Origin of the sequence: Massilia sp. TSP1-1-2 (assembly GCF_049896185.1) — a bacterium.
GTDB lineage: Bacteria > Pseudomonadota > Gammaproteobacteria > Burkholderiales > Burkholderiaceae_D > Telluria_A.
In genome coordinates this window covers 108,407-123,620 of record NZ_JAFCTU010000008.1, presented here as the reverse complement: position 1 = coordinate 123,620, position 15,214 = coordinate 108,407, and the positions used below count along the sequence as shown (strand labels likewise).

Below are 15,214 nucleotides of genomic sequence, written 5' to 3'. Positions count from 1 at the left end.
TCGCATGCCACCGTAAGCGCTGGAACCAGTGGGCAATGGCGCCGGCGGAGCATGGCGGAATGCGCGATTTATCAAGTGGCGGTTTTTCCACCATGAGCCCCGGACCGTGCAGTGGGTCAGGCGGCGGCTTTTTTGTCGGCCGCCAGCCTGCGCTGCAGCACGAAAATCGGCTGCGCCCACTGCATGTCTTTCTTCTTCTTGCTGGTGATGAGCGTGAGCTCCGACGGGTCATACACATCCGTATTGTGCGTCAGCGGCGTGGTCATCAAATACTGCGCCTCGGTGTTCTTGAGGAACTCGCCCACCAGCTGGATATTGCGAATGTCCAGGTGCGCAAACGGTTCATCGATAAACACGAACCCGCCCGAGCCGTCTTCCGACTTGAGCAAACCAATGAGCAGCACCAGCGACTTCATCACCTGCTGGCCGCCCGACGCTTCGCCATCGTTCATCCCGATCTGGTCCTTGCCGTCGAACTTGAAACGCACGTGCAGCCCGGCCTGCGCCAGTTGCACGTCGTCGTTCTCCAGCCGCACCGTGTCGGCATGCACTTCGATCCCCGCCAGTTCACCCAGTTCCTTGATGTTCTTGCTGTAAGTCTTGATGGTATAGCGCAGCCGTTCGATATACGCGCCGCGCGCATTGCCGGTCGCTTCAATCGCCCGGTTGTTCTGGTAGCGCCGCTCGTCGGTTTCCGACTGCCGGCCCTGCAACTGGTCGTTCAGGCGGTGGTGCTGGTCGATGACGGTCGCGTCGAGCTCCCAGTCGTCGCGCGCCAGGCTATGCTGCAGCGAGGCCACGCGCAGGTCGACCTGGTGCGTGTTCTGGTGTTCGGCCACCAGCGAGGCGCGCCTGGCGCGCCGGCGCCAGCTTTGCGGCAGGTGGCGCCAGCTGCGGCGCAGATCAACCAGCGCCTTGGCATGTTCGCTGCGCTGTTCGATCTGGCGCTTGTGCCCCAGGCGCAAACCCGCTTCGGCCTCCGACAAGGCCAGGCGCGCGTTCTGCCACACGGTGTCGGCACGCGTGCGCGCCACCGTTGCGGCCTTGGTCAGCCCTTGCAATTCACCCAGGCGCGAACCGACTTCCAGCCGCTCGGCCTTCAAAGGCGCGGTACTGCGCAGCGCTTCTTCAAACTCCGCGTGGCGCGCCGTCAGTTCCTTGGCCGCGTCCACGCCGGCGATGCGGCCCTTGAGCGCGCCCACTTCGGCGGCCAATTTGCTGATCGCCAGCGTCAGCTCATCTTCCTTCGCTTCCAGGCCCGGCAAAGACCTTTGCAGCGCTTCCAGGCGCTGGGTGCGCCCGGCGTCGCCAAAGCGGTAACGCGACGCTTCCACAAACAGCGAGCGCCCGCCGCGCCGTTCGCGATGATACGCGTCCGGCGTGATCCATTCGGCTTCCTTGCCCAGCTTGAAACCCGCCTCCACCGAATCGACACGGTCGATGCGGGCCAGCTGGTCGATCAGCCAGGACGGCGCCGGCGCCGAAAAGCGCACCACCGACAGCAAGCTGTCATCCCTGGTATTGGGCGCGTCGACGCATTCAGGCACGATGAAGTGGCGATAGCGCTCCTTTTCGGCCAGCCGATACGCGGCCGGCGCATCCTTGGCGCGTTCGAGCAGCACCACGGAAGCGTAACCACCGAGCACGCCTTCCACCGCGCCTTGCCACTTGGCGTCCGTCACCTCGACGATATCGGACAGCATGGCATGCGGTATGCCCGCCTCGCGCAGCGCGCGGCGCATGCCGCGCACCGCTTCCGGCTCGGGCATGGCGCTCTTGCCCTGCAGCGCGGAGATGGTCGACTGTTCGGTCGCGATGCGGTTCGACAGCGTTTCGCGCGCCTGGCGCTGGCGCGTCAGCTCCGCTTCCTTGGCGTCCAGCTGGGCGGCCACTTCGGCAATGTCGGCGCCCGAATCGGCGGCCAGCTTTTGCAGCCGTTCCTTCTGTTCGAGCAGGCTGTCCAGGGGCTTGAGCTTGGCGTTAATTTGCGTCAGGCGGCTGGCCAGCACGGTGCCTTCCTGCTCCAGCAAGGTCTCCTGCTGCTGGGCGTCCGTCAGTGCCTTGGCCTGGGCCGCAAGGCCATTGCGCTTTTCCACCAGCTGCGAATCGGCCTGCGCCATGGGTTTGCGCTCGTCGCGCAGTTTGCGGCTGACCGCGCCGGCTTTTTCACGCGCTTCGTGGTACTCCAGGCTCGGCATGATTTCTTCGAGCAGGTTGCGCCGTTCCTTGTGCAGGTCTTCCCACTGGTGGTAGTTGGCCACGCGCAGGCGCAGGCCTTCCAGGTTGGTGCGCGACGCTTCCAGCTCCGTCTCGAAGCGCTTCAGTTCCGTCTCGGTGTCGCGCTGGTGGCGCTTGGCCTCGTCGTACGCGTCCAGCACTTCCTTGTCGCCAAAGACCTGGAACACCAGGTCGAGCAGCTGGCGCGGTGCGTACTCGCACAGCTTGTCGGTTTCGCCCTGCTCGAGCGCCAGCACCTTGGCCATGGCGGGCGACAGGCCGGCGTTGGCCAGGCGCTTGCGGTAGTTTTCCACGCCCAGCCAGTCGTTCGCTTCCGTCACATCCTCGATCTGGATATTGCCCGGGCGCATAAGATACTGGCGCTTCCAGTCGCCGCCGTTTTTCTGGATCTGGCAAAACAGCGTGACTTCGTCGTCGCTGAAAAAACCGGAACTGCGAAACGGCCGGTTCGACAGCTGGCGACCAACGTTCTTGTTGTCCACCACGGCGCGAATCCACGCGGTCTGCTGGCCCGAGTGGCGCGCGTAGTGCTTGTAGGTGCGGCCCATCGAACAGTCAAGACCAAACAGCGTGCGCAGCGCGTCGAGCAAGGTCGTCTTGCCCGAGCCGTTCTGGCCGGCGATGGTGATGATCTTGGCGTCGAGCGGAATATTCTTGATGCGTTGCCAGTAATCCCAGTGGACCAGTTCTAGCGATTTAATATGGAACATGGTCTGCCTCAGGTTATCGGGTCTGCTGCGCTGTCGGAATCGACGCCAGCGTCAGGGTCAAGGATGGCCACCGGGTCAGCCACCGGGTCAGCCACTGCCACCGGCGCGCGCTTGAACACGTCCGCCAGGGCGCCATTGATGATGCGCTCCTTGAGCACGTCGGTGTCCATCAGCAGGTCGAGCAGCGCGCCTTCGAGGATCACGTCGCCGCGCCGCTCGATAAAGCCCATGCGCGAGAGCACGCCCAGGTTCATGTCCATGCGCGTTTTTTTACCCAGTTTGTCGCCAAAGTCCGACAGCAGCGCCGTGTACGAAATGCCGATCGAGGTGTCTTCGGCGCGCGGCATTGGTTTGTCCTTGTCGAACATGTCGTCCTGGTCGTCGTCGGCGTTCTGGTGCGTTTCCTGCCGCTCGCGCTTGGGCAGAATAATCTGCGCCCACAGCACCACCAGCAGCGCCACGCCGTCGCGCGTGAGGCCGAAGTTATTGTTTTGCCAGATATCCTTGGCGCCGAAAATTTTCGGCTCCACGGCGCGGTGCAGCGCCAGCGTGACATGGTCGGCATACACGTTGTCGATCATCTTCAAGCCCGAGTCGAGCAGGCGCTTGTCCACCTCGGCGCGAAACAGTTCGTCCGACAGCACGCGCTTGACCAGCTTGTCGTCGCGCCGCAGCGTTTGATGCGTGAGCAGGCGCGCGATCAGGATTTGGGAATCGTCATTCATCAAGCAGGCCGCTTTCGAGGTCTAGTGAGAGGGTGGCAATCGACATCGCAAACACGTGCGGATCGTTGAGCATGACCATCTCGTCGGTAGGCGTGAAGGTAATGGGCAGGCGCGCCAGTTGTGCGGTGGCGCCTTGCAAGCTCGCTTCTGACGCGTCGCCCAGCAGCGGCAGCATCGAGGCGCGGTAGGAGGCGATTGCAAAGCTGGCTGGCAGCAGCGAATCCTGGATCGGCACTGTCTTGGGACCGTCTTCCGAAAAACTGGGGAAGTTGCCCAGGTTGGCAAAGTCGGACAGGCGCGCCAGCCAGTCGTCAAGTTCGGCCTGCATGGGCGGCGCGTCGTTCACGGTCAGCGGCGCATCCTGGCCGACCGGCAGGCCGGCCTGCGCCATGACGGCAAAGCGTTCCTGCAGCAGTTCGGTCTCGGCCACGTCGATCATTTCGGCCGGGGTGCAAAACATCGGCATGACGGGGCGGTCGATGGCGCCGGTGGCGAGCGAAGCCAGGTCGTCGTGTGCCAGCAGCCAGCGCTTGACGTCGGTCGTCGACAGGCCGGACTGGCCCAGGTGCACGCGCTGGCGTTCGATCTGGTTGAGCGCGCGCGAAAACATGCCCTGCATGTTGAGCAGCGCGCTCTGGGCGCGGCCGATCGCCTGCGCCGCCTTGTGGGTGGCCGAGTCGGCCCGTTCGTCGGCCAGAATGGCGCGCAGGATCAGCGAGCCTTTCTCGACCCAGTCGCAGGCCATGTGCCACTTGGACTGCGAGGTGCGCAGCTTGAATTCGGAACCGGAGGCGATCGCGTCGCGAAACTCCTCGGTCAAGTCGACCAGGCGTCCGAGCAGGTGCTTGAGCTGTTCGACCGTCACCCCGCCCACCGCCTGCGCGCCGGCCACTTGCGAGAGCAAAAAACCCATCTCGGCTTCGTCGTCGGCCTTGCCCAGCGAGAGCAGCGTGTCGAGCGCCGAGAGCACGTTGCGCGCCATGGGCGTGACGCGGTACACGGCGCCTTGCGCATCCCAGGCCAGCAAGCCATGCGAGCGCAGTCGCAGCAGCACCGTCTCCAGGCTTTCCGGAATCAGGTACGACAGCTTGAGGTTGATGTCGGCGCGCGTAAACGCGGCCGTGCTGGTGTCGGCCGCCAGTTCGCGCAGCACCAGCAGGCGAATCAGCACGCCGTCGGCGCCGCCGTGGAACAGTGCCGTGAACGCCTGCAGCGTCGGCTGCGCGCGCTTGAGGTGAAACACTTGCTCGATTTCGTCGGCCGAAATGCCGGCGTGGAAGTGCGACTGCAGCGAATCGTGATCGTCCTGCCCGGGGGTAAGTTGTTCTGCGGTCAAAACCGCGCCTGCCATATTGTCCATCATTGTAATTTCGGGCGCTTCTCTGCTCGTTCGCGGGGGCGTCAGTATATCAGTTCAGTCCGCCCGGGCCGCATAAAAGGGGGCACGAGCCGATCGGCAAATATTCCCGGCGAAGCCAGGCGCCCAGGCGGCAGCGCATGCATACACGATTGTGCGAAGATTTTGCTGACATGGGACGCGAGCGCCTCCTATACTTGCCGATGCCGCTATTGGCCACTACCGAGGAGGAATGGCATGTCGCATACATATAAAAAGGCCCATGTTTTGCTGGCCGCGCTGATCATCGGCGCGCTGTCGCTGCCCGCCGGCGCGGCCCAGCCAGCCTGGGTCACCAAGAGCAATGAGAGCGCCAAACTGCTGCTCCATGTACTGGCCAAATATTCGCCCGAAAGCGCCAGCGGCCTGGGGGTGGACGGCTACGACGAACAGATCACCGACCTGTCGCGCGACCAGTTCGAGGCCTCGAACAAGGACTTGCGCGCGGCCATCGCGCAACTGCAAAAGCAGCTGGCGTCCGAGCTTGACCCCAAAGTGCGGCAAGACCTCGCCATCCTGATTGGCGCCGGCGAAGACCAGATCCGCTCGGCGGCTCTGAACCGACGCTATTTTCTGCCTTTTATCGACGTAACGGGGATGATGTTCGGCGTGGTGCGCGAGATGCTCGACCCGCGCATTCCCAAGGAGCGCCAGAAGGCGCTGTTGGTGCGGCTGGAAAAATATGCGGGCCTGACCAAGGGTTACCGGCCGCTGACGGTGCTGGCCAACGAGCGCTTGCAGGAGCGGCTGAAAGCCGACGGCAAGCTGCTCGGGCCTTTCAAGGATGAAGTGGAGCAGACCATCAACGACAGCCCTACCCTGATTCAGGGCATGCGCGAGCTGCTCGCCAAAAGCGGCCTGGTTGGCTGGGAGAGCACCTTCGCCACCCTCGAGACGCAGCTGGTTGCCTACAACGCGCAAGTCAAAGCGCAAGTGCTGCCGCGCGCGCGCCTGGACCACCGCCTGCCGCCCGAAGTGTATGCCAACAACCTGCGCCAGTTCGGCGTCGACATCAGCCCGCAAGAGCTGATCGCCAAGTCGCTCACCTCGTTCGCGGAAATTCGCAACCAGATGAACATCACCGCTGGCCAGATCGCGCGCGAACGCAAGCTGCCCGTGGCCGACTACCGCGCCGTCATGCGCGAACTGAAAAAGCAGCAGTTAAGCGCCGAACAAGTGATGCCGCTGTATGCCGAGCGCCTGGCCACGATCGAACAGGCGGTCAACGAGCAGCGCATCGTCTCGCTACCGGCGCGCAAGGCCGTGATCCGGCTGGCCAGCGTGGCCGAAAACGCCGCCTCGCCCGCGCCGCACATGAACCCGCCGCGCCTGCTCGGCAATACCGGCGAGTACGGCGAATTCGTGCTCACCACCGGCATGGCGCCGGACGCAAAGGGCAAGACGCTTGCATTCGACGATTTTTCGCACCAGGCGGGCACCTGGACCATCACGGCGCACGAAGCGCGCCCGGGCCACGAGCTGCAGTTCGCGAAAATGATCGAAGCGGGCGTGTCGACCGCGCGCGCCGTGTATGCCTTCAACAGCGTCAACGTCGAAGGCTGGGCCTTGTATGCGGAGGCGGAAATGCAGCCTTACCTGCCGCTCGACGGGCAGCTCTTCGCGCAGCAGGCGCGCATGCTGCGCGCGGCGCGCGCTTTTCTCGACCCGATGGTCAACCTGGGCGAAATTTCACCGGAAGGCGTGAAAGCGTTCTTGATGGATGAAGTGGGCCAGTCCGAAGGCATGGCCACGCAGGAGATGCAGCGCTATACCTTCCGCGCGCCGGGCCAGGCGACGGCGTATTTTTACGGCTACCAGCGGCTGATGGAAACGCGCCAGGCGGCCGAAGTTGCGCTGCGCAAGAAATTCGACCGGCTCGCCTTTAACGACTTCGTGCTCTCGCAAGGGCTGGTGCCGCCGGCGCTGCTGCGAAAAGCGGTCATGCAGGAATTCGTGCCGGCGCAGGGGAAGTAGCGGCCCGACCGCTGCGCGCCAAAGCTGCCTGCACCAGCGGCGCGGCGCCGCGACTGCGCCGGCGAGCCTCACGCTTCAAGGCTTGGCGTTGTCGCGTTCTTTGCGCCACTGCTCGTAGGAGCGGTGGTTCTGCTGCCTGCAAGCGAAGTAAGCGCTGGCGTCGATGTTCTTGCGTTCGCATTCACGGCGGTTATACCCCTCTGCCGATTTGGCCAATACGGCGTCAACTTCCTCGGGGGTCTGCAAACGCGGGGCACCGCATCCGGCAGCAGTCAGTGCTACGGCCAACAGCGCCGCCAGCGCCAGGCGACTGCCGGGCCGCCGGCGCATCAAGAAACCATTGCGTCTCACATCTTGGTGCATCTGTTCACTCCTTGGTTTAACCGCACTATTGGCCACAGCTCATCATTGAATCGGCGCGCACTATTCGTACAGCGGTTGCACCACCTGCAGCACGGCATCGAGCGTCTTCTCGGTTGCATCGCCGCCATTGCTAAGTATTACGTAATAGATTCCTTTTGTATAGTTGACGCGCATGATGTTGCGAAAACCGTCCGCACCGCCCCGATGAGCAAACAAGGTCAGCGGCGAGGAGTTGCGTTGCATAAACCATCCATAACCGTAGTACTCACCACTGCCAAGTACGGGAAAGCCCGATTTTGGACTCGTCATAACGGCAAGTGTGTCCAGCGATACCAACTGACCGGTCCCCAGACTGCGTAACAGCAGCGTCATGTCGGCCGCCGAACTGTGCACGCCGATCGGCCCCACCGTCACGAAGCTGGCGCCGTGAGTCGTCGTGCTGCGCGCATAGTTTAACGCCGCGTCTCCCGGCTGGAGCGCGCTGGCACCGGTGACATACGAGGAGCGCATGCCGAGCGGCGTGAAAATATTCTCCTGCACGTATTGCGCATAGCTGCGGCCCGATGCGCGCGCGATGATCTCCGCCAAAATGACGTAGTTGCTGTTGCTGTAGCCCGCACTCGTGCCGGGGGCAAAATTGAGATGGCTGTCAAGTGCGAAGCGTTTGAACAGGTCGTCGTTGGTTAAGCCGTCGAGCTGCAGCGCGGCCAACGGCGAGATGCCGCCCATATAGTCGGGAATACCGGTTTGGTGCGACAGCAACTGGTGGACCGTGATGGCGCCCCATGTCTGCGGCAGTTGCGGCAGCCACTTGCCGATTGTATCGTTGAGCGAGAGCAGTTTGCGCTGCTCGAGCTGCATCACGGCGATCGCGGTAATCGGCTTGGTCAACGAGGCAAGCTCAAAGACGGTCTGCTCGCTGATAGGCGTGTTGCGGGCGATGTCTGCCATGCCCTTGCTGCGACTGTAAGCAACTGCGCCGTCCTTGACAATCACGATGCTCAGGCCGGGCTGGGACGCATCCTGCTGTTGCGCCAGCAAATCGTCGATGTGGGAGACCATGTAGGCGTGCTTCTCCTCCAGCGTCCCCGTACGCGGCACAGTCGAGGCGCCCGGACCGCCGCAGGCTGCCAGCGTCAGTCCCAGCAACAGCGCCAGTCCCAGCTTGACGGTGCGGCCAAGCGCAGGTGTGTTTGAATGATATTGCGTCATGTAAAGCTCCTTGTCATCATGCTTGAATTGTTGCCTGGACTTCCCGAAGGAGTTGTTCAGGCCGCTTGTTGGAATGGCCTGGCGCCCGCCGATATCTCAAGCGTGCGGTCGATCACCTCCTCGAACGCTGCGCCGTGCGTGACCAGCAAGACCGTGCACTTGCCTTTGGCACGCCGCAAATAGGCTAGCAGATGGGTCAGCGCATGATGGTCCAGATTGTTTTCCGGCTCGTCCAGGATCAGGATGGCGGGCTGGTTGACGACGGCGCGCAACAGCGCGATTTTCTGCTTCTGCCCGCCGGACAAGTCGCGTCCGCTTTCCAGAATCACCGTGTCGAGTCCTTGCTTCCAGTCGGCCAGAAAATCATCGAGGCCCAGTTCGGCGCCCGCCGCAAGCACTTGGGCATCGCTGATGCTGCGTCCCATCGTAATGTTCATGCGCAGCGTATCGCCGAAGACCAGTATATTCTGCGGCAAGTAGCCGACATGGTTGGCCAGGTAGTCCGCCTCCAGCGCCGTCACCGGCATGCCGTTCAACAGCACGCTGCCGCCGGTCGGCGCTTCCAGGCCGCACAGCAGCGAAAGCAGGGTCGACTTGCCGGCGCCATTGCTGCCTGCCAAGGTGGTGCACAAACCGGCCGGAATGCTGGCGTTAAAGCCAGAGAAAACTGCTTCGTCGCCGTAGGCGAAGGCCACGTCGCGCACCTCGAAAGCTGGGGCGGCGGCCGCAGCGCCACGCTCGCGCTCGACCGCGAGCGTGGCGGCGACAGCCGGCGCGACCGTGCTGGTCGTAAACAGCGCAGCAACTCTTTCAAACGCAGCCACTTCGAACACGTAACCGGAGGCCACGCCGAACAGCCCATTGATGGGACCGTACAACATCGACAGCGCAAACATGAAGGAGACCAGGCTGCCAACCGTCATCTCGTGGGTGGAAATTTTCCAGCCGCCGATCACCCAGATCATGGCCGTGACGATAATCGGAATCAAGCCAAGCGTGCCGAACATCAATGCGCTGTAGATACGAGCCGTCAGTAACTTTTCCTCGCTCTGCAGCAGCGCGGTGCGCAGACGCTGGTGATGAAAAGGGCGCGAACCGGTCACCCTGCCCTCGCGCAAACCATTGAGCGATTCGAGGATCGTCGCGTTCGACAGGGCCACGCCGGCGTGCGCGGCCTTCGCGAGCACGGACATGCGCTTGCGCGCCACGTAGAAAATGACACCGGCCAGGGGTAACAGCCAGACGATATACAGGACCACGGTCGCACTGAGTTTGAGTAGTATGACGCCATACACGAGCACCGCGCAAACATGGCGTGCCGCTGCGGCAATTCCCGTCGGCAGAAAATAGTTGAGCACTGCCAAGTCCCCGGTCATGCGCGTGTACAGATCACTGACGTTAAACTGACTCGAAAAGCGCAGCGGCGCGTGCTGGAGGGCGTGAAAAACGGTCAGGCGCGCATCCATGGCAAAGCGCCTGTTGAGTTTCGCGGAAAATATCTGGCTGCCAATCGACAGCACCAGCCCCGCCACCGACAGTCCCACCAGCAGGAAGATCACAGGGCGCAGCTCGGCAAACGGGAGGCCAGACGACAGACCGTCGATGACCTTGCTTAACAAGAACGGCAACGGTACCTGCAAACCCATGGCAAGGATCAGCAGCGCGAAGAACAGGGCGATCCCCATCCGCTGCGGCTTGATCAGTTGCAGGTACAGCCGGCGCACCGAACCGCGCTCGGCGTTACTGTGACTGTGACGGTCGGTCATAAAGCTCCCTTGCGCAGCAAAAGCCGGGCTTTGTAGTAGTCGATCGTTTCAGAGCGCTTTTCGAGCTCCAGCTCCTGGACCGCAAGTTCCGTTTGCGCGGTCGCGACCGCATGCGCGTCGATTTTGCCCAACTCGAGTTTGACACGCGTGATCCCCAGTTTTTTCTGCATCAGTTCCAAGCGCTTCCTTTCGGTCTGTTCGTCTTCTTCGGCGTCGGCCAGGGGCCGGCCCAGTTCATTGATTTGTTTGGCCAGATCCCGGCTAACCACCTTGAAATCGGCCTGGGCGTAGGCGGCCCGTGCCAGGCTGGCGGCCACGTCGGACGAGGTATCGAAGCCGTCGAACAGGTTCCACGTCAGCGAAAAGCCGATGAAGCGCTTGTCCTTGGTCTGCCCGGTGTACGCCTTGTTGAAATCGTTGCGGTTGACGCCCGCGCTGGTGATGCGCGCATAAATGTCAAGCCGTGGCAGGTAGCGTCCCTTGGCCCGCTCCACGTCCAGGTTGGCCTGGCGGATGCGCGAGGCCGACAGTTGCACTTCGTTGACCGCGCCGGGCGCGCCAAAACCCCAGCGGGTCAGCACATTATTGTAGCCATGCTGGGGCGCCGACGCTGGCGCCGGCGCCGGCAGCGCGCGCGGAGCCTCGCCGATCAGCACCGTCAGGTCGCGCAGCGCATTGCGATAAGCGCGCTCGCGGGTCGAGCTGGCCAGCGCGCGCATCTGCGCTTCATACTGCGCCTCCGACACGTTCAGCGCCGCGCGGCGCCCGAGCGCGAAGTCCCCTTCAACCTGGCGCAACTGCTCGTCCTTGGCCTCCTGCTGCACCTGGGCGATGCGCAATTCGAGTTCGGCCTGGCGCAGCACATGGAACTGATCGAGCACCTGCGAGGCGAGCGTTGCCCGTTTCAGGTAATACTGCATGCGCGCTTCCTGGACTTTTTCGCGGCTCACGTCCAGGTTGGCCTGGTCGATGCCGCCGTTGTACAGGTTATGCGTCAGCGACAGGCTGCTGCTGGCGCTGTAGGCATAGCGGCTACCGGCCAGCAGCAGCGTTTCCAGGCCCGGTACATTGCCGTAGGCATCGATGCGCGCGGTGCCGGCGCTCAAGTCCATGCGCGGCATGAACTGGCTCAGCGCCCGTCCGGTTTCCTGCTCGGCGATCTCGACCCCGAGCGCACCCTTGTGCAGTTCCGGATCGTTGAGCATGGCCTGGCGCAGCGCGCGGTCGAAGCTGGGCGCGGGCGCGCGCGTGACAGTATCGGCCGCGGTCGCGGCCGCGGCCGCGCCGCTGGCCGCCAGGAGCAGGACGATGGCAGTGCGCAGCGCACATTGCTTACTCATGGCGCAAAGCCTCCACCGGGGCCAGGCGCGAGGCTGTCAACGCCGGGTAATAGCCGGAAGCGACGCCCACTGCCAGCGTGCTCAGGATGGCCAGCAGCAAGCCGTCGAAGGAGATGTTCACCAGCAGCGACGAGACGGCCGAAATGAGGCGCACCACGCCGATGCCGAGCACGATGCCGATGGCGCCGCCGATGGAACTGATCAACACCGCTTCGGTCAGGAACTGGGCCCGGATGGCCACCTGGGGCGCGCCGATCGCGCGCCGCACGCCGATTTCGCGGGTCCGCTCGATGACGGAAGTGGACATGATGTTCATGATCGCCAGGCCGCCGACGAGCAGCGAAACGCCGGCCGCGACAATGCCGATCAGGGCCACGCCGCCGAGGATCTTGTTGGCGGTGGCCACGTAGCTGGCCATGCTTTCGCCCTTGTAGCGGAACACGCCGCGATGACTGACGCTGAGGGTATCGACGATGTGCGCGATGGCCTCGTCGGAGCGGTTTAAATCCATTGCCTGGCCCTGTAAATAACTAACAAAATCGGAGTCACCCATCATCTTCTGGCGGGTGGTGTAAGGAATCAAAATGCGCGCGCCGGTTTCTTCTCCGCGCCCGGCGCCAATGCTCGTGATCAAGTCGCGGCTTTTTTCGCGCAGCACGCCGACCACCTCGAACCACTGGTCGCCCAAGGTGAACTTCTGGCCCACCAGATCGCCGGCCCGCTCGGGAAACAGCTTTTCTCCCACCGCCGAACCGATTACGGCCACATTCAGGCGCGCACTGATATCGTCCTCGGTCAGGAAGCGCCCGCTGGCGGTCTCGTCGCCGTCGATCACGTCGTAGTCATGGCTCACGCCCTGCAGGCGCACGCGCGCGGTCTTGCCGTTCTTGGCGGCGACCACTTTTTCGCCCGGCAGTTCGACCACCGGCGACAAGCGGCCCAGAACGCCCTGTCCATCCTGCAGCAACTGCCTGTAATCGGCGCTGCTGATGCCCGAGCCGACCGCATCTTTTTCAAGCCGGTCTTCGCCGGCAAAGGTGCGAAACACCCAGATCGTCTTCAGGCCAAACGTTTCCAGTTCGCGAAACACCATGTCGCGCCCGGACGACGCGATGCTGCTGACCACGATGATGGAAGCGATGCCGATCGCCACCCCAAGCAGACTTAGCGCCGAACGCAGGCGGTTGTCGGCCAGCGCCTCATAGGCTTCGGCGATCAGCGAATGGGCGGGCAGCCCCAGCCAGGAACGGTTCACGCGGCCACCTTGCCGTCGGCCAGGTGGATGGTGCGGTCGGCATGCGCGGCCAGCGCCGGGTCGTGCGTCACCATGACCACGGTGCGGCCCTCGCCGCTCACTTCGCGCAGCAGCCCCATGATGTCGCGCCCGGTGGCCGAATCGAGGTTGCCGGTCGGTTCGTCGGCAATCAGGATGTCGGGGTTGGTCACCAGCGCGCGCGCGATGGCCACGCGCTGCTGCTGGCCGCCCGACAGCTGCGACGGCAAGTGCGAGGCTCGGTTCGACAGCCCTACGCGTTCGAGCATGCTGGCGGCGCGCGCGCTGCGCTCGGCGGCGCCGGCGCCCTGGTAGATCAGCGGCTTTTCGATATTCTTGAGTGCGCTGTTGCGGGCGATCAAGTTGAAACTCTGGAAAATAAAGCCGATGCGGCGGTTGCGGATGGCGGCCAGTTCGCGGTCGTCCATGGCCGACACGTCGTCGCCGGACAGGCGATAGCTGCCGGCCGAGGCGGTGTCGAGGCAGCCGATGATGTTGAGCAGGGTCGATTTGCCCGAACCGGACGGTCCCATGATGGCGACGAATTCGCCCTTGCCGATGAACAGGTCGATGCCGCGGATCACGCCCAGGGTGCCCCCGCCGATCACGAAGTGCTTCTCGATGCCGGCCAGCTCAATCATTGGCGGTCCTGGCAAGCTGGCCCCTGCGCGCCAGCAGGTCGCTGCTGGAAATACCCGCCACCACCCGGTCGTAGGTGGCGTCGCCGCGCGTGGTTTGCACCGCGCGCGCCCGCACGCCATCCTTGGTGACGACGTTGACGAACTTTTGCTTGCCGTCGAGGTACACGCGGTCGCGCGGCACGCGCAGCACCGATTTTTCCTCCAGCACGATGAATTCGACATACAGTTGCTGCGCCACGCGCAAATCGTTGATCGGCGCCAGCGGCGCAATGACGATTTTGACCGCATTCTGGCGCTGCGCAGGCGTAATGGCGCGCGCGATTTCCTTGACCCGACCGGCGCGCCGCACGCCGCCGTCTTCCTGGTCGCTGAACACCACGGCCTGGCCGACGTGCAGCCGCTCGACGTCCATCGCATCCAGATAGGCAATCACGGTGCGGCTTTCACCGCCGACCAGCGTGAGCAGTTCCTCGCCCGCGTTCACCAGTTGCCCGGCGACGGCAGCGACGGCCAGCACCTGGCCGTCGAGCGGGCTGTTCAGGCGACCCATGGCGCGCTTGTCGACCAAACGCGCCTGGTCGAGGTTGGCACGCTCGATATCCTTGGCAGCCATGTCGCGCTCGACGGTTTTTTGCTCGAGATCAAAGGCCGCCGAGCTGCCTACTTCTACCAGTCGGCGCACAACGCGCAGTTCGCGTTCCAGCGCGTCCAGTTTGGCCACCGCGCGCCGCTTGTCGAGCGCGCGCAGCGATGCTTCGCTGTCGTCCTGGATATCCTGCACCTGCAATAAAGGCTGGCCGCGCCGCACCTCGCTGCCCTCCCGCGGCACCTGCGCGCCGATGCGGCCGCTGACCGGTGAGCGCAGCACCAGCTGGTGTTCGTAGGCGACCGTGCCCTTGGCGATAATCACGTCGCGCAGCGGACCTACACTTGGCAGCACGGTGCCGGCCAGGCGCGCGTTGGCGGCCTTGGCCGCGCCGAAGCTGGCGCCGCGGGTGGCCATGACGGCGCCGCCGACGGCCAGCGCGGCGAGGGACAACAGGAAAACGGTTTTAAACTTTTTCACTTCGGTATCCACTAAGTCCAATGAGGTAATTGCGAATGGCGTGCGGCAGGATCGCTGCCAGCGGGTCGCCCGTGTACAGGTAGAGCATTCCCAGGATCAGCGAGAAACTGAACAACTCGAGCGTGCGCGGCCAGCTGCCGGCGGTACGGTGCCGGTGCAAGTGGGTGAACGCGGCGGCCACTGCGGGCAGCGCGATCAGCGGACCGATGCAGGCGCAGAGCGCCGTTTGCAGCACCACGCGCCACACGCTTTCCTCGTACAGTGCAACCAGCAGCGCGCGCCAGGCAAGATACGCATGGCGTGGTCCGCGTGCCTTGCCCAGCGCCGCCAGGACGTTGCCCAGGTAGGCCCGCGGCGTGTTCGATGTCATGCACACCGACAGCGCGAACACCAGCAGTGCGGCGAGCAGGTAGACCGGCAGCGCGCGCCAGGCGGTCGTCAGCGCGGGCGCGGCAGCGCCCTGCAGCAGCATCAGGACGCCCAGCGTCACCAGCAGTGCGTCCAGCATGT

At 63.9% G+C, this 15,214-nt stretch carries 12 protein-coding genes; 1 reads left to right on the top strand and 11 read right to left on the bottom strand.

Features of this window, described 5'->3' with window-relative positions; genetic code table 11:
* Positions 1-116: 116 nt before the first annotated feature.
* Genes ACP7BV_RS09275 through ACP7BV_RS09265 form a run of 3 tightly spaced genes read right to left on the bottom strand, consistent with a single transcriptional unit; the run spans position 117 to position 5,036 of the window.
* Entirely contained in the window at positions 117-2,948 is a 2,832-nt protein-coding gene (locus tag ACP7BV_RS09275; protein WP_426103525.1) for an AAA family ATPase, read from the bottom strand.
* A gap of 8 nt (positions 2,949-2,956) precedes the next feature.
* On the bottom strand, positions 2,957-3,673 hold the full coding sequence (locus ACP7BV_RS09270; protein ID WP_426103524.1) for a hypothetical protein: 717 nt from the start codon (positions 3,671-3,673) through the stop codon (positions 2,957-2,959).
* Positions 3,666-5,036 (bottom strand): hypothetical protein, encoded by a 1,371-nt coding sequence (locus ACP7BV_RS09265; RefSeq protein ID WP_426103523.1) that lies wholly within the window; start codon positions 5,034-5,036, stop codon positions 3,666-3,668. Before ACP7BV_RS09265 ends, ACP7BV_RS09270 begins: the two co-directional genes overlap by 8 nt.
* Positions 5,037-5,267: 231 nt before the next feature.
* Here ACP7BV_RS09265 and ACP7BV_RS09260 point away from each other — a divergent pair, with 231 nt between their 5' ends.
* The gene (locus tag ACP7BV_RS09260; protein ID WP_426103522.1) at positions 5,268-7,043 is read left to right on the top strand and encodes a DUF885 domain-containing protein; all 1,776 of its coding nucleotides are present in this window, start codon (positions 5,268-5,270) and stop codon (positions 7,041-7,043) included.
* A gap of 75 nt (positions 7,044-7,118) precedes the next feature.
* Here the strand turns inward: ACP7BV_RS09260 and ACP7BV_RS09255 are convergent, their stop codons facing one another.
* Genes ACP7BV_RS09255 through ACP7BV_RS09220 form a run of 8 tightly spaced genes read right to left on the bottom strand, consistent with a single transcriptional unit; the run spans position 7,119 to position 15,212 of the window.
* Entirely contained in the window at positions 7,119-7,406 is a 288-nt protein-coding gene (locus tag ACP7BV_RS09255; RefSeq protein WP_426103521.1) for a hypothetical protein, read from the bottom strand.
* A gap of 60 nt (positions 7,407-7,466) precedes the next feature.
* Positions 7,467-8,618, bottom strand: a complete 1,152-nt coding sequence (locus ACP7BV_RS09250; RefSeq protein ID WP_426103520.1) for a serine hydrolase domain-containing protein — start codon at positions 8,616-8,618, stop codon at positions 7,467-7,469.
* Positions 8,619-8,674: 56 nt separating this feature from the next.
* Entirely contained in the window at positions 8,675-10,384 is a 1,710-nt protein-coding gene (locus ACP7BV_RS09245) for an ABC transporter ATP-binding protein (protein WP_426103519.1), read from the bottom strand.
* Positions 10,381-11,724, bottom strand: a complete 1,344-nt coding sequence (locus ACP7BV_RS09240) for a TolC family protein (protein ID WP_426103518.1) — start codon at positions 11,722-11,724, stop codon at positions 10,381-10,383. Before ACP7BV_RS09240 ends, ACP7BV_RS09245 begins: the two co-directional genes overlap by 4 nt.
* Entirely contained in the window at positions 11,717-12,979 is a 1,263-nt protein-coding gene (locus tag ACP7BV_RS09235; RefSeq protein ID WP_426103517.1) for an ABC transporter permease, read from the bottom strand. Before ACP7BV_RS09235 ends, ACP7BV_RS09240 begins: the two co-directional genes overlap by 8 nt.
* The gene (locus ACP7BV_RS09230; protein WP_426103516.1) at positions 12,976-13,638 is read right to left on the bottom strand and encodes an ABC transporter ATP-binding protein; all 663 of its coding nucleotides are present in this window, start codon (positions 13,636-13,638) and stop codon (positions 12,976-12,978) included. The genes ACP7BV_RS09235 and ACP7BV_RS09230 overlap by 4 nt, the downstream gene beginning before the upstream one ends.
* A complete protein-coding gene (locus tag ACP7BV_RS09225; RefSeq protein ID WP_426103515.1) occupies positions 13,631-14,704 on the bottom strand; it encodes an efflux RND transporter periplasmic adaptor subunit in 1,074 nt (357 codons plus the stop codon). Before ACP7BV_RS09225 ends, ACP7BV_RS09230 begins: the two co-directional genes overlap by 8 nt.
* Positions 14,691-15,212: a CPBP family intramembrane glutamic endopeptidase gene (locus ACP7BV_RS09220; protein WP_426103514.1), complete on the bottom strand. Its 522-nt coding sequence runs from the start codon at positions 15,210-15,212 to the stop codon at positions 14,691-14,693. The genes ACP7BV_RS09225 and ACP7BV_RS09220 overlap by 14 nt, the downstream gene beginning before the upstream one ends.
* Positions 15,213-15,214: the final 2 nt, after the last annotated feature.